The sequence below is a fragment of the Emticicia sp. genome (genome assembly GCF_043780375.1).
Classification (GTDB): domain Bacteria; phylum Bacteroidota; class Bacteroidia; order Cytophagales; family Spirosomataceae; genus Emticicia.
Window position 1 is genome coordinate 41,011 of sequence record NZ_JAYWCU010000115.1, and the last position, 17,862, is coordinate 58,872.

A 17,862-nucleotide genomic window follows, 5' to 3' on the forward strand; every position below is an offset into this window, starting at 1 on the left:
TGAGCAGTTTTCAGATTCCAGTTTTCGGCAAATAATCTTTATTAAAATAAGATTTGACAACTGCCAATTGAAGACTGAAAACCGCAGACTTTTAATAATAATAATTCAAAATGTCTTTAAAAACGTATTTTCTCCAAGTAAAAGAAGTTACACATGAAACTTCTGACAGCGTAACGATTTATTTTTGGCATCCATTAAGTGAACAAATAAAATATAAAGCTGGACAGTTTATCACAGTTATCGTACCAGCAGAAGAAGGTGGTAAGAAAGTTCGTCGTAGCTATTCGATGTCTACTTCGCCACATAGCGATACTTCTATTGGTATTACTGTGAAGCGAGTAACAGGCGGTTTGGTTTCTAATTATTTGAATGATAATGTGAACGTTGGTGATTTTTTAGAGGTTCTTGAGCCGATGGGTAATTTCCATGTTGAACCAGACGCTGAAAAATCTCGTCATGCTGTGCTTTTTGCCGCAGGAAGTGGTGTAACACCGATGATGTCTATTGCAAAATCTATCTTAAAAATGGAAGCAAATTCTCGTGTAACGCTCATTTATGGTAATCGCAGTGAAGATAGCATCATTTTCAAAAATAAAATCGAAGAATTAGAAAATCAATATAGTAAACGATTCACAATTCACCATTTATTAAGTCGTCCGTCCGATTTATGGGTAGGGCAAAAAGGTCGAATTAGCCAAGGAATTGCTATTAGATTAATGAAAGATGCTGATACAGATTTCGCAAAGGATGAATTTTATTTGTGCGGACCAATTGGCATGATGGAAGATGTGATTGCTGGTTTGAATATATATAATGTATCGAAAGACCAAATTCATAAAGAAAACTTTCATACAGCCATAGTCGATAGCGAAGCAGATTCAGAAGATGAAGAGGATTCGTTGCAAACCCAAATGGTTAAGGTAAAATATGATGGGGCAGAATATGATTTTGAAGTTAAACCTCACCAAACGATTTTGGAAGCAGCTTTAGACTTGGATATTGATTTGCCATATTCATGCCAAGCAGGAATGTGTACGGCTTGTATGGGTAAATGCACCGAAGGTAAAGTGAAAATGGATGAAGAGGATGGTTTGACCGAAAAAGAAATAAAACAGGGCTTTATGCTTACCTGTGTGGCTCACCCACTTACAAAAAATGTAGTGATTGAGATTGATTAAAGGAAATAAAAACTTTCATTTTTAGCCATAGATATTTACTTTTGTAATAATCTGTGGTTTTTTTGTTCGTTATTATCCCAAAAACTAAAATTTAAAATCGTGCTTTACAAAAATAAACGAATACTTTTGCTAATACTTCTTTGTGGCTTTTTTGCTTTTCTTACTTCATTTATTGTTCCAAAAAAACTAACAAGTACACCGCCCGATTATCTGGCTCGGCAAGAACGTTGGGCCGATAGTTTGTTAGCAACCATGACACTTGAAGAGAAAGTTGGACAATTATTTATGATTGCTACTTTCTCAAACCGTACACAAACGTATTACCAACAAATAGAAAATAATATTGCTGATTATCATATCGGAGGGCTGATTTTCTTTCAAGGAGGGCCTTACCGACAAGCCCGATTGACCAACCGTTACCAACAACTTTCACGCATTCCGATGATGATTGGCATTGATGCCGAATGGGGCTTAGGCATGAGGCTAGACAGTGCCATTGAGTTTCCTAAACAAATTACACTTGGGGCAATTCAAGACAATAGTTACGTCGAAAAATTTGGTGAAGAAGTCGGTCGGCAATGCAAGCGTTTGGGCATTCATATCAATTTTGCACCATCGGTTGATGTCAATACAAATCCTAAAAATCCGATTATCAATTATCGCTCATTTGGAGAATCACAATATAATGTTGCCGAAAAGGGAGCAATGTATATCAAAGGCATGAAAAAATACAATGTCATGGGAAGTGCCAAGCATTTTCCAGGGCACGGCGACACCGACCAAGATTCGCATCGAACACTTCCGTTGGTGGGTCAATCAATAGATAGACTCAATGAAGTTGAATTGTATCCTTTTCGCCGATTGATTACCGATAGTGTGGCAAGTATTATGACTGCTCATTTGTTTGTGCCAGCACTCGAGCCAAGAGCCAATACGCCAACTTCAATTTCTCGAAAAATAGTTACTGAAATCATCAAAGAAAAAATGGGCTTTCAAGGTTTGGCGGTAACTGATGCCCTAAATATGAGAGGAATTACGGCAGGACTTCAACCTGGTGAACCAGATTTTTTGGCATTTTTGGCAGGAAATGATATTTTACTTCAAACGGGTAATCTTCCTGCGGCATTTAACCGAATAAAAACTGCCGTAGAAACAGGTCAGATTCAATTGCCAGATTTAGATGCTCGTGTAAAAAAGATATTGAAAGCCAAATTTTGGGCGGGGTTAAACAACTATAAGCCTATCGAAATGGCAGGTTTAGGCAATGATTTGAATAGTAAAAAAGCAACAGATTTAAAGACAGAATTATTTGAACAAGCCGTTACAATTATCAAAAATCAAGATAATATATTACCTTTCATTAATCTCGACACTACGACTTTTGCATCGGTGGCTATCAGTGCCGATAATAACAATGATTTTCAGAAAACATTAAGTCAATATGCCCCATTTAGGCATTTTACGATACCGTTTAAGCCCGCTTCTGATAAAGACATTGCGTGGGTTTTGGAAGAAGCCGCCAAATATAAAGTGGTAGTGGTGAGCGTGCATGACATGAATAGTAGAGGAGATAGAAATTATGGCGTTTCGCCCGCAACTGTTGTTTTTATTAATCAATTACGCCAAAAAACAAAAGTTGTAGTTGTTGGTTTTGGAAATCCTTATGGCATGAAATTATATGATGGCGTGCCAAATTTGGTTTGTGGTTATGAAGACGACCCAGCTTCGCAACGAGTTGTGCCACAAATACTTTTTGGAGCATTGCCTGCTAAAGGAAAACTACCTGTTTCAGTAAGTTATGAGCAAAAAGTTGATGTTGGAATTCAGACCGAACGTTTAGGAAGAGTTTCGTTTGGAACGCCCGGAAGTGTAGGTATGAATGCCCAAAAGTTAGAAGAAATTGGTCAGATTGTGCAGCAAGGCATCAGCAATCGAGCTTTTCCAGGTTGTCAAGTTTTGGTTGCTCGTAATGGAAAAGTGGTTTATAACAAAAACTTCGGTACGCTCCGTTATGAATTTTATGAACCAGTCAATGATCAAACACTTTATGACATTGCCTCCATGACCAAAGTTTCGGCAACGCTTCAAGCCTTAATGATGCTCAACGAGCGTGGGGCGGTTGATTTGAATGAAAAAGCTTCGACATATTTGTCCGAAATGCGTGGCACAAATAAAGAAAACATGCTGGTTTCTGATATTTTGATGCATCAAGCAGGTTTGGTTGCATTCATTCCTTTTTGGGAAAAAACCAAAGTGGGCGGGAGCTTTAAAAATAATTTTTATCGTTTTGTTAAAGATAGTGTAAGTTTACAAGTGGCTGATAATTTATATATTACGCCTGCCATTAAAGATTCAGTTTGGAAATGGGTGCTTCAATCGAAGTTGATAAATGTTTATGATAAATTAGGTGGATTTCGATTTATGTATAGCGATTTAGGCTTATTGATTTTGCAGAAAATCGTTGAACAAATAACCAATCAGCCATTAGATGAATTTGTTGAACAGAATGTTTATGAGCCTTTGGGAATGTCTTCGACGCTTTATAATCCTACAACAAAGTTTTCAAAAATAATTATTGCTCCGACCGAAAATGATGCTCTTTTTCGAGGCTCACAGATTCAAGGGACTGTTCATGACCCGAATGCTGCTTTATTGGGAGGCGTAGCTGGTCACGCAGGACTTTTTAGCAATGCCAGTGATTTAGTAAAACTTTTTCAGATGAATTTGCAAAAAGGATATTACGGCGGTCGGCAGATTTTGTTTTCAGGAACAGTGCCTCATTTTTCTAGAAATTACACCCAAAGAAGCCATCGTGGACTTGGCTGGGACAAACCCGAAGTAGGAGATGACAAGCCTGTAGTAGCTATCAATGCTTCAAATAATACATTTGGACATACTGGCTTTACGGGTACTGCTGTGTGGGTTGATCCCGACCGTGATTTAATATTTATTTTTCTCTCAAACAGAGTTTATCAAAGCTCGGCTAATAATAAAATCAATACTTTGAAGATTCGGAAACGGATTCACGAAGTGATAAATGCGGCGATTATTCAATAGACTTCCTGCGAAAGTGTTTTTCGACTTAAAGTACTTTCGCAGGAAGTCTGATGATAGAATAATGTTATAGATTGATTATCAATGTTTTAAATTGTCATAAAGCCATAAATTCTTATAGATTGAAACTTTTTACATTCAATCATTCGCTCATTCTACCATTGTTATTTCGCCAGCATACTAATTTTCCCTCTCTCATAATCCATAAATAGAAAATCAAAAGGGTCGATATAGTGGTTGTTTTTCTTTAGCGTATAATGTAAATGCGGCCCTGTTACTGTTCCTGTTGAACCAACTTCACCGATAACCTGTGAGCGTTTTACAAATTGCCCTTTTTTAACTGATATTTTGCTCAGATGACCATAAATAGATTCAAAACCATAGCAATGCTTTATTTTGATGTAGTTGCCTAAATCAGTTTTAAAACCCACTTCCAGCACATTTCCGTCGCCCGTGGCGAGGGCTTTTTCGCCAGTTGCTCCTTTCAAATCAATACCTCTATGAAAAATAGTTACTTTATGCACAGGGTGATTACGAAAACCATAAAACGAATTGATATTTACTTCTTTATTGAGAGGATATCCTGCTGGAATTGTATGAATAAATTGCTCTGTAAAAGGGTTGTTATAAATATGCCTTAACATATCATTGACCTCAATTAATGGCGTAAGTTGTGCCTCCCAATAATCTTCTTCTTCCGAATTATTGAGTGCTATATTTTGCGAAAACCCCGAAAAATTGATTCCTAAAACAAATAATATAAGTGTTACTTTCCTCATTATTAATACCTTAACTTTTAATTGCCTACAAAAATAACTCTGTTTTACATAAAAAAGTGTGTTTTACAGTATTTGTACAATAGATTCTATGGATAGTTATAAATTATTTGATAGTTTTTATATCATTCATTTTCTAATTGATTGGAGTTTCAATACAGATTTTAAGATAAAAACCCCTTGATTCAACCATTCAATTAAAAATATAGCTATTTTTAGCTCATTATTCTAAACCTAATCATCAAACTATGAGAGCTATTCTATTTCTATTATTTTCAATCATTATTCTGGATGGTGTCGTCGCACAAAAAAACACTGTTCAACTAACTCAAAATACATTTAACGCTGACTTATATAAAGGGCTAAAATGGCGAAACATTGGACCTTTTCGGGGTGGACGAAGCGTTACTGCAACGGGTGTAAAACAAAACCCAATGACTTATTATTTTGGCTCAACGGGTGGAGGAATCTGGAAAACAGAAGATGCCGGTATTTCATGGAAAAATATCTCTGACGGGCAGCTTAAAACTGGATCAGTTGGAATTGTTTCAGTGGCAGAGTCTGACCCAAATGTACTTTATGTTGGTATGGGCGAGCATCCTGTGCGTGGCGTAATGACTTCGCACGGTGATGGGATTTATAAATCAAGCGATGCAGGAAAAACTTGGAAAAATATTGGTTTAGAGAAAACTCGTCATATCGCAGCGGTCAGAATTCACCCACAAAATCCTGATTTAGTATATGTAGCTGCTCAAGGTGCTTTGCACGGTTCGAGCGAAGAACGAGGCATTTATCGCACAAGCGATGGTGGTAAAACTTGGCAAAAAATATTTAGTGTTGATGCCAACACTGGCTGTGCTGATTTGAGCATGGATATGAACAATCCAAGAATTTTGTATGCAGCCATGTGGGAACATCGTCGCTATCCGTGGAAAGTTGAAAGCGGTGGAGTAGGTTGTGCTTTATATAAATCGGTTGATGGGGGCGATAATTGGATAAAAATGATTGATGGTTTGCCAAAAAATATGGGCAAAGCAGCCATTTCTGTTTCAAGAGCAAACTCCAATCGGGTTTATGCCAATATTGAGTCGGAAGGTGATAAAGCTGGCGTTTATAGAAGTGATGATGCTGGAAAAACGTGGACACAGTCTTCCAAACAACGCCTAACGGTGGCAAGAGCATGGTATTATATCGAAATTTTTGCCGACCCAGTTAATGCTGATTTGGTTTATGTGATGAATGCTCCTTTCCTAAAATCAAGCGATGGCGGACGAAGTTTTGCTCCTGTAAAAGTACCACACGGCGACAACCACGACCTTTGGATAAATCCTGCCAACAACCAAATCATGATTAATGCCAATGATGGTGGAGCAAATATTTCGTATAATGGCGGTGCCAGTTGGAGTTCTCAACAAAATCAGCCTACTGCACAGTTTTATCGAGTAATTACCGACAACCGTTTTCCTTATTACGTTTATGGCGGTCAGCAAGATAATTCTTCGCTTGGCACTGCTTCACGAACTAATAGTACAGGAATTGGTTGGCAAGATTGGTTTACAGGGCCAGGTTGCGAGTCGGCTTATATTGCTTTCGATAATCCTAACGACCCGCAAGTAATTTACGGGGGTTGTTATCAAGGAAATATTGAGGTTTTTGATACAAAAACTAGCATTGCGAAAGATGTGATGGCGTATCCGCACATTGGATTGGCTGTGAAACCCAAAGACCAAAAATATCGCTTTAACTGGAATGCCCCAATTATGGCTTCTCCTTTTAAAAATGGTACAATTTATCACGGTGGAAATGTGGTTTTGAAAAGTAGTGACAATGGTCAAAACTGGCAAGTAATTAGTGGTGATTTGACTCGAAATGACAAAGCCAAACAAGAAGATGGCGGTGGGCCGTACACCAACGAAGGTGCAGGGGGCGAAGTTTATAATACATTGGCTTATATTGCTGTTTCGCCGCATAAAGAGGGTGTTTTATACACAGGAAGTGATTGTGGTTTAATGCATTTGACGCAGGACGATGGTAAAACTTGGCAGAATGTTACACCAAAAGATTTAGACGAATGCCTGATACACAGCATCGAAGTTTCGCCGCACGACCCCGCAACAGCTTATGTAGTAGCCACCAAATACCGATTCAACGACTTTACGCCTTTGATTTATGTTACAAAAGATTTTGGCAAAACTTGGAAAAAAATTACTCAAGGCATTGAAAATGAGAGTTTTGCAAAAGTGGTGAGAGAAGACCCCAAACGCAAGGGTTTACTTTATTGCGGCACGGAATTGGGCTTTTATATTTCGTACAATCAAGGTGAAAACTGGCAGAAATTACAATTGAATTTCCCTGTTGTACCTATTACCGATTTGGTTGTACATGACAATGATTTAGTAGCTTCTACGGCAGGGCGTGCCTTTTGGATTTTAGATGATTTGGCAGTTTTACAGCAATCAGAAAATCTTCAAACCGAAAATAAAGCTAAAATTTACAAACCTAAAAATACAGTACGATTTGATTCGCAAACTCCACCTGAAGCGATTCCAGGTTTAGGACAAAATCCGATGAACGGGGTAATCTTAGATTATTTCTTGACAAAAGACATGGATAGCTTGAAAGTAGTTTTGCAAGTAATTGATAACCAAGGCAATGTCATCAGAACTTATGACAATAAAAAAGATGCAAATTTTCAACGTTATGAAGGTGGACCAGTCGAAAAACCAGTTATTCCAAGTAAAAAAGGTATTAATCGTTTCGCTTGGGATATGCGAAATGAGGGAATAGCTGGAATAAGCAAGGTTTTTGTGAATGGCGATTATAGAGGCTCGTTGGTTGCTCCAAACACTTTTAAAGTAAGATTAATTGCCGAAAAAGATACTTCAATGACCGAAGCTACCATTATTGCTGACCCGCGTTTGAAAGCTATGAAAGCTGATTTTGATGCTCAACAAATGATGCTTAGTAAAATTGAAGAGCAAACCAAAGACATACACAATTCGGTTAATAGAATGAGAAAAGTCAAGAGCCAAATCGAAAATATCACAGCATTATTGAAAGATAATAAAGATATGACTGCTTTAATTGATACTGGAAAAGTCGTTTTGAAGAAAATTACGCTGTGGGAAGAAAATTTGATCACGCCTAAACAAGAGACTTTTCAAGACGTAATTAACTTTTATAATCGCCTAAATGCTGAATTATTAGACCTCAAAAACCGTGTAGATGTACACGACCCACGCCCAACCGCTGGTTCAGTCACTCGCCTAAACGACCTAACAAAAGAATGGGCAACACAAAAAACAGTTTTAGACAAATTAATTAATGTGGAAGTAGCCAAGTTTAACGAAATGTATAAACAAAAAGCCATTCCTGCTTTGATTGTGCCTGAAAGGTAAAATTTAAATCATTTTTTCACGAAGTTTTTCAAAATCAAGGTTTTGAAAAACTTCATTGAAACGTTTATCTTTTGCCTCAAAAAGTTGTTCTAAATTCTTGAACTCACCCTTTTTGTTTATCTTCAAAGTATTTCTTTCAATTAAGTGATGTCTTTTGAGAGTTGTTTTCATTTGATTAAATTTTACTTTTTTGTGAAATAGCAAAACCAATATAATTCTTGTTTTTCTGAAAAGGCTCAGCCTCTTCTCCACCAAGTATGCCAAATATATTCAAAATATCGGAAACCTTATCAAATTCCCTACTTATCGCAATTTGATATAGCCTTGTTCTTGCTGCTGTGCTTCCTGAAAAAAGTATTATAGCTCTTTTATATTTTTCGAAAAATATAAGCATAGTTTGTGCTACAGTTGCTAAAATAGCTTCCATGTCATCATTATTAGAAACATTTGTAACGCTTAAAGAACCATCAGGCATAATGTCAGCCAAAATCAAGTTGTAAAATTGTGTACTATCTGTCTTTTTGTAAATGATAATCTTTTTTATAGTTTGTCCTTTACCTGTACTGAAAAACTCATAACGAAAGGCATCATCTAAAATCTGAAATTCATAAAAAGGTTGTTCCATACCTAAAAATTAGATACTGATTTAGACGATATATCTTGCATCAATAAATCTTTGATCGTCGAACTGAGTGTATTAAAAACAAATCTTTTTTCCTTGGGAATATCTTCATCTGATATTGAGAAAAACAGCAGATAAGATGATGGAATCTCCAAAATCTCACATACTTTCTGAATAGTAGATTTCTGTGGAAAAGTATTATTTAGCTCAATTTGACAAAGAGCATTGACCGAAATTTCACATTTTTCGGCTAATTCTTTCTGAGAAATGCCCTTTTGTTTCCGTAAAGTTTTAATTGCTGAACCAATATTCATAGTTTTAATATATCATCAAGAATGTCTGTTAAATCGACATCAAAAAAATCAAGAATTTTATCGCTAATTGATAGTGAATAAAAAAGTTTTTTTAGAAAACCATCATTATCACCTCTGTTTAAACTATCTACAAATTGTTTTTTATCTTTTTTTGAAAGATTACTTTTTTCTATTTTTCTAATTAATTCCGCTGAATCTGATTTCATTTTTTATGAGAATTTTACTGTTGATACTATGAAAAACAGCTTCTCTGAATTGACAAATTGATGTATTAGAGAAGCTAAAATTGTTTAAAGCAACTCTGTTTATATCATCTTCATCAAAGGTGTATGTATGAAATAAATTTAAGGGTATGATTCTTTTTAAAAAAATACTGATTCCAGAAAAACGAGACTTCTTTTTAACTCCTTTTATTATTCTTTTTAAAAGGTTTTTTAATTGTTTGTATTTAATAACACTATCTCTTTCAATAGTTTGTAAATCAGATTGTTTGAAATAATCATAAGTATCTTCTTCTGAAAACCTCGGGTTATTTTCTTTTTGCCTACTCTCTTTTTTTTCTAAAAAATTTACAAGTATTTCTAATATATTAGTTGTACAATTCTGAACAACACTATCTTTCAAAGGGCGACCCAAAAAATTGTCTTGATTTCGAAAAAAACGTTCATGTTCAGTTAGAGTTTTAGCTTTTCGTATCTTAAAATTTACTATTTTAGGAAAATTATAAGATATTGTATTCGACTCTTTATTTACCGAAATTTTTAAGATATGAGCTACCAGTGCGTGATAATTCAGGTATACGAAATTTTGAAAACTATGAATATCTAAAGCATAATTCTCACAAAGAAAATCAAGTTGTTCTTCATTAATCAAAGTATTAGCACTTGGTGAAATATCCAATCCTACATCTGAAAGGATTTGAGCGATTTCATCAATTTCTAATTTCAATTTTTCAGAAATTAAGGATAAACTATATTTTTTACTCCGTTTTGCTATTAAAAACATTTATGTTAGTTTGTATTTTCGGTACAAAGGTATAAATCATAAAACAAAAATACAAGTAAAAGGTGTATTTTTGTTTTAAAATGTATGTTATAAAGTATTTCACTTCACCCCAAACAACAACCGCATTACTCGAAAAGGCTTTATCAGAAAATGATAAATCAAAAATGCAAAACCAAATGTACCTACGACCAAAATCATAAATTTTGGAATGTCTGCCATGTCCCAATCGGCAATATAATAGCCAATCGTAACCGTAAGGGTTTGATGCAAAATATAGAACGGATAAACTGCCTGATTGGAATATTTTACAAAGTTATTATTGAAATTGAGATAGTGTTTAGCAAAGCCACAAATAGCTAAAATGTTGCACCAAACAAATAACATTTTCAAGATTCCGTTGAATAGTAAAATTCCAATACCATCTTCTGGAATCGCCCCAAATATAGCATCGTAAGTCTTACTAAAAACGATAAGAAATACACCAATTGATAAAAAAACTTTGCGATATTTCTCAATAATTTCCCAACTAAATTGCTGATTAGTAATGATATAGCCGTAAATAAAAAACAAAAGAGAAAGCGTAAAATTGTACCAGTCGGCTGTTAAATTATGGGTTATTTTCCAATGTTGTGAGAGCGTCCAATAAGTAATTGAGAGCGGCAATGTAAATAGTAATATTTTTATAAAAGAATTTGTTGGTTTTTGAAGATTAAGAAATTGAAGGGCACTTTTTTTAATCCATAAAAATAGGGGAGTGGCAACCAACGAAAACACCCAAAGATACGCCACAAACCATAAATGATGCCAGCTAAAACTGCCTTTCGGATAAGCTACAAATTCAAAAACACTTGGGTAAAAAGCTGCGTAGCTTCCCGAAAAATCATGTGCTTGAAGTCGTTCAAAATATATTTGGGGCGGCACAATCACAAACATTCCGAAAACTAATGGCATCAACAACCTTTTAGTACGTTCGCCGATAAATTGTAAACCTGTGCGAGATTTTAGAGCAAAACTCACGCCCACGCCCGAAATAAAAAATAATAATGAAAGTCGCCACGGATTAACTATTTCCATCCAAACCTTGAAACCATTGGCAATGACGTTGTTTTTTACATGCCAGCCCCAGCTTACAAAGAACATTCCGCTGTGGTAAAAAATAAGAATTCCGAAAGCAATTACTCTAATCCAGTCAATAAAATATTGTCGATTTTTCATAAAACTATGTTTTGGTTTTTTCGACAAATATCAGCCTTCAAATGGCGGTTTGAAGTATTTTCCTATCATTTTGATGTTCGTTCTGATAAACTCGAACATCGTTTCAGTTCAATTTGAATTCCGAAGGAGTCATTCCTGTGATTTTCTTGAAAGCTGTATTGAAAGCAGATTTAGAATTATAACCAACCATTTCGGCAATTTCTTCAATTTTCAAATGAGCATTTTCTTGGTTTTTGAGTAGTAACTTTGCTTCTTCAATGCGATGTTGGGCGGTGAAATCAAAAAACGATTGACCGAGCGATTCGTTCAAAATTTGAGAAAGATGGTGTTGAGAAACTGCCAGCTTTTTGGCAAGAATTGGCAAAGAAAAAGTAGAACTCAAAAACGGTTTTTCGGTTTGCATCAATGACTGTAATTTTTCGAGTGTATTTTCTTGAATTTCGTTTGTCAGCGAAGATTTTACGTACTTTTTGGTAGTTTTTTGGTCGAAAAAAGTAGATTGACTCATTAAAATAAAACTGATACCATAAATAATCAACGTAAGATAGGCTGCAATAAAATGGTCTCCTAAATCATTTTCAAAGAGAAGTTTAGCAGTTACAAAAACGATGATTGCCAATACTGAATAAATCGTGCCTTTTCTGCACCATGCTAAATCTGGATTTTTGTTCGACCAAAAAGAAATCTGTTCATTATCAGCTTCTTTTTTTAGCATCCAAAAACCTAAAACTACATAAATGCACATTTGCATCAACATCAATTCATTGGCATAATCGCTGAGGATATAAGCACTGTTGGGTAAATAGCCTTTTTCAGGTAATTGAGCCAACTCCGACCGATGATAAGAGCCAGTAAGCATTGTATTTGGCTGGGAAACCAACTATGTAAAAAGTGATAGTTTTGTAAAAAACATAAAAAATAAAAGGCAAAAAATGCAGATAATCAACCTTTTTGAAGGATTTTTGTAGGTAACTTCTGTGATATAAGTAAATAAGTGGAGCAAATATAAAGTTGGTGGGTTCGGCAAAATCAATGAGCCAAATCACCCAAAACATATAATTGGTGTAGCACAGTAAAATCTCGGTTAAGGCAGCAGCAAATGCAAGCAATAAAACCCCAAGAAAACGATTGGCAAGCCGATTGCCGTGTTTGTTAACGATAAAAAAGTATGCCAAAAATAAGGCTTGAATAATACCCAGAAAAATCCAGAGAGCATAAAAATCAATCTTAATTGGTAGCGTTTGGGGCATTTTTGATAGTAGTTTGTCCCAAATTTATAATATATTTTTGAAAATAAAAGGCTAATTTCTTCTTAAATCATTGCTTGAAGCTTTTATCAATTCTTTCGTGAAATCAAGGATCGTGTCTTCACCTTTTAGAAAATCGGTATAACTTTGGTGAACTTCATGGTCGGGCGTAAGTTGTAGTGCTTTTGTAGCGTTGTAATCTATCTTTAGAAGCGGCAGATTTACTGTAAATTTTGTATTGGGTAGTGTAAACGAAGTAAAATCCCCCGCCGAAGAACCATCAGCCGCACCGCCACAGGTTGTACCGATACAAATGCCAACTTGCTGACTTTTGAGATGAGCAGCCAAATAAACCGCCGTCGAAAATGTGCCTTCATTTACTAAAACATAGATATTTCCACTAAATAAATAATTAGTAGAAGGCTCATAAAAGCGACTCAAAGCATAAGCTTTTTTCTTTTCTCGAATATTTGAAGTACTGCTTATTTGATATTTCTGATAAGGTTTGTTAAGCAGATATTTCAGCACTTCATCTGCATAGTCGAGCCCACCGCCAGCGTTATTACGAATATCGATAATGAGATTTTTTGTTTGTTTTTTGTCTATTTTTTGAAATATATTCTGAATTTCGCTTCTGAAATTGCCATTTTCAAACTCGTTTCCATCAAAACTCCTGATACGGAGAATGTCAGTTTTGGCATCCAATTCATTCAAATAAATGTTTTTATAAAACTCTGCACTTCTGATAGGATTACGCTCGGCTTCCATTTCTCTCAGATACGCCAAAGGTTGAGTTTTTACACTTACTTTTTTCTCTTCTTTATTTACTTTGATTTTAAGATGTAATTCGTCTTGTTCATCAAAAAACAAATAAAGTAATCTTCTAAAATTGCGTTGCAAGTAATATAGCTCAACATCAAGGTTTTTGCCATCGCCATTTTGAAAAGTATATTTCGAAAGGTTTTTTAGCAGTTTGGCTGTCGGAATCTCTTCAATTTCCGTAATTTCTGTTCCTTTTGTGAGTAAATTGTTTTCCGACAAATTTCTTGAAACATAAACTTTGCCGTCAAAAATGGCAACTTCAATTGGCAAGAATTTAGGGTTTACATTATTTGGGCGAATCAATCGTTCGTCGACTAAAATAGAAGTATGACCGCACTGAATAGCACGTGAAAGAGTGAGAAAATGTGCAAAAGTTTGCTTGACAGATAGTGATTTCTCAGCCCGATATAGCGAGTCATAAATTTGCTGAAAGCGATTTTGCTCAATAAATTTATATGGATTTGGGTGGATTTCCTCGATTCGTTCCTTCAAAAAAGCCAAATCTGCATGAATTTCGGTTGGACTAAAAGTTTGTCCAAAACCTGTCGCACAGATTAATAAGAAATAAATGAGAAGAGTTTTTGGCATAGAAAATAAAAAGACATGAATATATTAGAATGTATTTATTTTAACGCTCAACATGATAAAATTATTAGTTTGATTAGCTCATTTTTACCAAAAAAGAGTCGAATATCTAAACATTCGACTCTTCATTGAAACCATAAAATCTTCTCAACTATATCTATCATTTCGCCAAGGATAAGCAGTATTTGAATAACCTCTTTCTTCCCAAAAACCTAATTTGTTTTTATTCAAAAATTCTATTCTTTTTATCCATTTCGAGCCTTTCCATGCGTAAAGTTGGGGCGTAATCATGCGAGCTGGGCCACCATGTTCTTTTGCCAAAGGTTCATTAAAGACGGTGTGGGCAATCAAAACATCAGGTTTGAGAGCTTCTTCGAGTGAGACATTGGTTGTATAAGTGTCGTAACCGTAGCACATAATATGCGTAGCCGTTTCTTTGGGCTGTACTAAAGCCGCAAGGTCAACCAAGCGAACACCTTTCCAAACCATGTCCATTTTCGACCAAGTGGTTACGCAATGAAAATCGCTAGTGTCCTCTACTTGTGGCAAAGCCATGAAATCTTCCCAAGTCAAAACTACTGGATTTTCAACTTCACCATTAATTGTCAATCGCCAACGCTCTGGCGTAATGTCGGGATGATAACCCAAATCGAGCACTGGCCATTTAATGGTTGTGGTTTGTCCTTTGGGTAATTGTGGCATTCCATGACGATTGATTATCCCAGTTCCCATCGGACTATCATCTGCCATCGAAGGCGTATTTTTCATCTTCTCTTCAAAACGAGTTTTCAACTTCATTCTCGCCTCTATTATTCGATCTAATTTTGTTTGTTCTTCCATTTTCAATTTTGAATGAGTGAATGATAGAATGAGTGAGTAAAATGCAATTCATTAACCATTCAACAGTTAAATCGTACAGATAGTTTAATAAAATATTCTATTATTCACTCACTCTATCATTCTCAATTAGATTTATTCTTCTCCTAAAAACGGATATTTATAATCGGTTGGTGAAACGAAGGTTTCTTTGATGGTGCGAGGTTGAACCCAACGAAAAAGATTTAGAATCGAACCTGCTTTGTCGTTAGTACCCGATGCTCTTGCTCCACCAAATGGCTGCTGACCAACTACTGCTCCCGTTGGTTTGTCATTAATATAAAAGTTTCCTGCGGCATTTACTAATTTTTTCATAGCAAAATCAATGGCATATCTGTCTTGCGAAAAAATCGCTCCCGTAAGTGCGTAAGGCGAAGTTGCATCAACTAATTCAAGCGTTTTTTCAAAATCTTTTGGTTCGTAAACGTAGATTGTCAGTACTGGCCCAAAGATTTCTTCGCACATTGTTGTATAATTGGGGTCGATTGTTTGTAAAACTGTTGGCTCAATAAAATAACCTTTCGATTTATCGTAATTTCCTCCCGCGATGATTGTTACTTTGTCACTTTTCTTAGCATTATCAATATATGCTGCAATTTTATCGAAAGATTTTTCATCAATTACTGCATTTACAAAATTTGAGAAATCTTCTGTTCCACCCATTGTTATTTCTTTCAAATCGTCAATTACTTGTTGCTTCACCGTATCCCAAATGTTGGATGGAATATAGGCACGCGAAGCAGCCGAACATTTTTGACCTTGATATTCAAATGCTCCACGTACCATACCTGTAGCCAAAGCCTTCGCATCTGCCGATTCGTGGGCTATTATGAAGTCTTTTCCACCAGTTTCGCCCACAATACGTGGATAAGATTTGTATTTCGAGATATTTTGTCCGATTGTTTGCCAAATTGTTTGGAAAACCTTAGTGCTTCCAGTAAAGTGAATGCCTGCAAAATCTGGGTGCTTGAAAATCACATCACCAGCCACTGGGCCATCGACATAAATTAAGTTAATCACGCCATCGGGTAAACCTGCTTCACGCAAAACTTCCATAATTACATTTGCCGAATAAATTTGTGAATACGCTGGTTTCCAAACAGTTACATTGCCCATCATTGCAACACAAGCAGGAAGATTGCCAGCAATTGCTGTAAAATTGAACGGCGTAAGGGCAAATACAAAACCTTCGAGCGGACGATATTCAACACGGTTCCACAAGCCACGTGCCGACTCAGGTTGGTTGGTATAAATTTGTTGCATAAATGCCACATTGAAACGCAAAAAGTCGATAAACTCGCAAGAAGCATCAATTTCGGCTTGGTAAGCATTTTTCGACTGCCCCAACATTGTGGCAGCATTGATTTTTGCACGATATGGCCCCGCCAATAGGTCGGCAGCTTTCAAGAAAATACTGGCACGTTGTTCCCACGAAAGATTTGCCCAAGCCGTACGAGCTTCCAAAGCAGCATCAATGGCTTGTTTTACATGTGAAGCGTCACCTTCACTGGCATACCCTAGTAAGTGTTGATGGTCGTGCGGAGGCGAAAGTTTGATTTTATTATCGGTATGTACCAATTTGCTACCAATATACATCGGTACGTCAATGACTTTAGAGCGAGCTTCGGCAATTGCGTGTTTGAGAGCAATTTTTTCGGCAGAACCTGCCGCATAATTCAAAACAGGCTCATTAATTGGCGTTGGTACTTTAAAAAAGGCATTATTCATAATTGATGAAGTTTTTGATGATTTTCGATGGCGAAATTACTGAAAAGAATTGAAATTATCCGTAGAGACATTGCACCGCTATGTCTCTACATTTTTTATTTTTCCATTTTTGTTTTATACTCTCTCGGACTCACGCCTTTCAACTGCTTAAAAGTCTTATTGAAATGCGAAATATTATTAAACCCTACCTCAAAACAAATATCGGCAATAGGTTTATTTTCAAACAACAAACGACACGCTTGATTGATTCGGAATTCGTTTACAAAATCGGTGTAAGTGAGATGGGAAATTTTTTTGAAGTAACGACAAAATGAAGGAACAGTAAGGTTAGCCAAATCGGCAACTGCTTGAATATCAATGCTTTGTTTGTAGTTTTTCTCTACATATTCGTAAACTTTATTGATACGGTCTTCGTCTTTGTGGCTAAAATCAAAGCGTTTTTCGATGGTATTTAGCACTGAATAATCAGTGGTTGTGGCGAGGGTATGAAAAATATTTAATAGCTCAACGAGTCTTTCAAAGTGTGAGAGTGTGAGCATTTTTTGAAGTTTGGTCGCAACCAATTTACGTGCTTTTCCATGAAAAGAAAGTCCTTGTTTGGCTTGCTCGAAAAGTTCTCTAATGTGCTGTAATTCAGGCTTTTGCATAAAATCTTCACCCAAAAAATCTTGTCGAAGTTGCACAACTATTTCTTCATGTTCGCCTATTACGCCATAGCCAAAACCCGTATGAGGCAAATCGGGTCCGATGAAAACCAATACTCCTTCCTCATAATTTGTCAAATGTTCGCCAATATGTAGTTTTCCTGAGCCTTTTTTAGCAAAAACGATTTCATATTCGGGGTGGTAATGCCAAAAAAAGCGGTCGTTTTCTGATTTCCAATGAATCAGACGAAATGAACTTCCTGTATCGGGTGAGATTTTTTCGTATTCAACTTTCATGCTTTATTACCATTATACATGAAGCAAATATATATAAAATGTTAATGAAGCACAAGTATTTGGTAATAATGGAATAGTTTTTTTATCAAAATTACTCCAAT

Annotated in this window: 16 protein-coding genes; 3 read left to right on the top strand and 13 right to left on the bottom strand. The window is 35.9% G+C overall.

Annotated features, from left to right (window positions below):
• The first annotated feature begins 110 nt into the window (after positions 1–110).
• Positions 111–1,178, top strand: a complete 1,068-nt coding sequence (locus tag ACH2CJ_RS08530; RefSeq protein ID WP_394992075.1) for a 2Fe-2S iron-sulfur cluster-binding protein — start codon at positions 111–113, stop codon at positions 1,176–1,178.
• Between the two features lie 126 nt (positions 1,179–1,304).
• Positions 1,305–4,235, top strand: coding sequence for a glycoside hydrolase family 3 N-terminal domain-containing protein (locus ACH2CJ_RS08535; RefSeq protein ID WP_394992076.1), 2,931 nt, complete (start codon positions 1,305–1,307; stop codon positions 4,233–4,235).
• 161 nt (positions 4,236–4,396) lie between these two features.
• On the opposite strand, the gene ACH2CJ_RS08540 is transcribed toward ACH2CJ_RS08535, so the two are convergent.
• On the bottom strand, positions 4,397–5,011 hold the full coding sequence (locus ACH2CJ_RS08540; RefSeq protein WP_394992078.1) for a M23 family metallopeptidase: 615 nt from the start codon (positions 5,009–5,011) through the stop codon (positions 4,397–4,399).
• A 245-nt stretch (positions 5,012–5,256) separates the two neighbouring features.
• On the opposite strand from ACH2CJ_RS08540, the gene ACH2CJ_RS08545 reads away from it, so the two are divergent.
• Entirely contained in the window at positions 5,257–8,406 is a 3,150-nt protein-coding gene (locus ACH2CJ_RS08545; RefSeq protein ID WP_394992079.1) for a WD40/YVTN/BNR-like repeat-containing protein, read from the top strand.
• A 3-nt stretch (positions 8,407–8,409) separates the two neighbouring features.
• Here the strand turns inward: ACH2CJ_RS08545 and ACH2CJ_RS08550 are convergent, their stop codons facing one another.
• The 12 genes from ACH2CJ_RS08550 to ACH2CJ_RS08605 form a co-directional block, all read right to left on the bottom strand.
• A complete protein-coding gene (locus ACH2CJ_RS08550; protein ID WP_394992080.1) occupies positions 8,410–8,577 on the bottom strand; it encodes a hypothetical protein in 168 nt (55 codons plus the stop codon).
• A gap of 4 nt (positions 8,578–8,581) precedes the next feature.
• A complete protein-coding gene (locus tag ACH2CJ_RS08555; RefSeq protein ID WP_394992081.1) occupies positions 8,582–9,031 on the bottom strand; it encodes a DUF6934 family protein in 450 nt (149 codons plus the stop codon).
• 2 nt (positions 9,032–9,033) lie between these two features.
• Complete coding sequence (locus ACH2CJ_RS08560) at positions 9,034–9,342, bottom strand: helix-turn-helix domain-containing protein (RefSeq protein WP_394992083.1); 309 nt, start codon at positions 9,340–9,342, stop codon at positions 9,034–9,036.
• Positions 9,339–9,548, bottom strand: a complete 210-nt coding sequence (locus ACH2CJ_RS08565; protein ID WP_394992085.1) for a hypothetical protein — start codon at positions 9,546–9,548, stop codon at positions 9,339–9,341. The genes ACH2CJ_RS08560 and ACH2CJ_RS08565 overlap by 4 nt, the downstream gene beginning before the upstream one ends.
• Positions 9,520–10,347, bottom strand: coding sequence for a hypothetical protein (locus ACH2CJ_RS08570; protein WP_394992086.1), 828 nt, complete (start codon positions 10,345–10,347; stop codon positions 9,520–9,522). The genes ACH2CJ_RS08565 and ACH2CJ_RS08570 overlap by 29 nt, the downstream gene beginning before the upstream one ends.
• A gap of 99 nt (positions 10,348–10,446) precedes the next feature.
• Complete coding sequence (locus ACH2CJ_RS08575) at positions 10,447–11,562, bottom strand: acyltransferase family protein (protein ID WP_394992088.1); 1,116 nt, start codon at positions 11,560–11,562, stop codon at positions 10,447–10,449.
• Positions 11,563–11,665: 103 nt separating this feature from the next.
• The gene (locus tag ACH2CJ_RS08580; protein WP_394992089.1) at positions 11,666–12,421 is read right to left on the bottom strand and encodes a helix-turn-helix domain-containing protein; all 756 of its coding nucleotides are present in this window, start codon (positions 12,419–12,421) and stop codon (positions 11,666–11,668) included.
• On the bottom strand, positions 12,375–12,812 hold the full coding sequence (locus tag ACH2CJ_RS08585) for a hypothetical protein (protein WP_394992091.1): 438 nt from the start codon (positions 12,810–12,812) through the stop codon (positions 12,375–12,377). Before ACH2CJ_RS08585 ends, ACH2CJ_RS08580 begins: the two co-directional genes overlap by 47 nt.
• Positions 12,813–12,863: 51 nt before the next feature.
• A complete protein-coding gene (locus tag ACH2CJ_RS08590; protein ID WP_394992093.1) occupies positions 12,864–14,219 on the bottom strand; it encodes a S41 family peptidase in 1,356 nt (451 codons plus the stop codon).
• Between the two features lie 144 nt (positions 14,220–14,363).
• Entirely contained in the window at positions 14,364–15,056 is a 693-nt protein-coding gene (locus tag ACH2CJ_RS08595) for a sulfite oxidase-like oxidoreductase (RefSeq protein WP_394992094.1), read from the bottom strand.
• A gap of 132 nt (positions 15,057–15,188) precedes the next feature.
• A complete protein-coding gene (pruA, locus tag ACH2CJ_RS08600) occupies positions 15,189–16,820 on the bottom strand; it encodes an L-glutamate gamma-semialdehyde dehydrogenase (protein ID WP_394992096.1) in 1,632 nt (543 codons plus the stop codon).
• A 95-nt stretch (positions 16,821–16,915) separates the two neighbouring features.
• Entirely contained in the window at positions 16,916–17,761 is an 846-nt protein-coding gene (locus ACH2CJ_RS08605; protein ID WP_394992098.1) for a helix-turn-helix domain-containing protein, read from the bottom strand.
• Positions 17,762–17,862 lie beyond the last annotated feature (101 nt).

Bases quoted from the DNA above. Each gene is read 5' to 3' on its own strand.
- ACH2CJ_RS08595 (WP_394992094.1), bottom strand. From the start codon at position 15,056: ATGGAAGAACAAACAAAATTAGATCGAATAATAGAGGCGAGAATGAAG.
- ACH2CJ_RS08555 (WP_394992081.1), bottom strand. From the start codon at position 9,031: ATGGAACAACCTTTTTATGAATTTCAGATTTTAGATGATGCCTTTCGT.
- ACH2CJ_RS08550 (WP_394992080.1), bottom strand. From the start codon at position 8,577: ATGAAAACAACTCTCAAAAGACATCACTTAATTGAAAGAAATACTTTG.
- ACH2CJ_RS08580 (WP_394992089.1), bottom strand. From the start codon at position 12,421: ATGCTTACTGGCTCTTATCATCGGTCGGAGTTGGCTCAATTACCTGAA.
- ACH2CJ_RS08530 (WP_394992075.1), top strand. From the start codon at position 111: ATGTCTTTAAAAACGTATTTTCTCCAAGTAAAAGAAGTTACACATGAA.
- ACH2CJ_RS08575 (WP_394992088.1), bottom strand. From the start codon at position 11,562: ATGAAAAATCGACAATATTTTATTGACTGGATTAGAGTAATTGCTTTC.
- ACH2CJ_RS08540 (WP_394992078.1), bottom strand. From the start codon at position 5,011: ATGAGGAAAGTAACACTTATATTATTTGTTTTAGGAATCAATTTTTCG.
- ACH2CJ_RS08590 (WP_394992093.1), bottom strand. From the start codon at position 14,219: ATGCCAAAAACTCTTCTCATTTATTTCTTATTAATCTGTGCGACAGGT.
- pruA (WP_394992096.1), bottom strand. From the start codon at position 16,820: ATGAATAATGCCTTTTTTAAAGTACCAACGCCAATTAATGAGCCTGTT.
- ACH2CJ_RS08585 (WP_394992091.1), bottom strand. From the start codon at position 12,812: ATGCCCCAAACGCTACCAATTAAGATTGATTTTTATGCTCTCTGGATT.
- ACH2CJ_RS08565 (WP_394992085.1), bottom strand. From the start codon at position 9,548: ATGAAATCAGATTCAGCGGAATTAATTAGAAAAATAGAAAAAAGTAAT.
- ACH2CJ_RS08605 (WP_394992098.1), bottom strand. From the start codon at position 17,761: ATGAAAGTTGAATACGAAAAAATCTCACCCGATACAGGAAGTTCATTT.
- ACH2CJ_RS08545 (WP_394992079.1), top strand. From the start codon at position 5,257: ATGAGAGCTATTCTATTTCTATTATTTTCAATCATTATTCTGGATGGT.
- ACH2CJ_RS08570 (WP_394992086.1), bottom strand. From the start codon at position 10,347: ATGTTTTTAATAGCAAAACGGAGTAAAAAATATAGTTTATCCTTAATT.
- ACH2CJ_RS08560 (WP_394992083.1), bottom strand. From the start codon at position 9,342: ATGAATATTGGTTCAGCAATTAAAACTTTACGGAAACAAAAGGGCATT.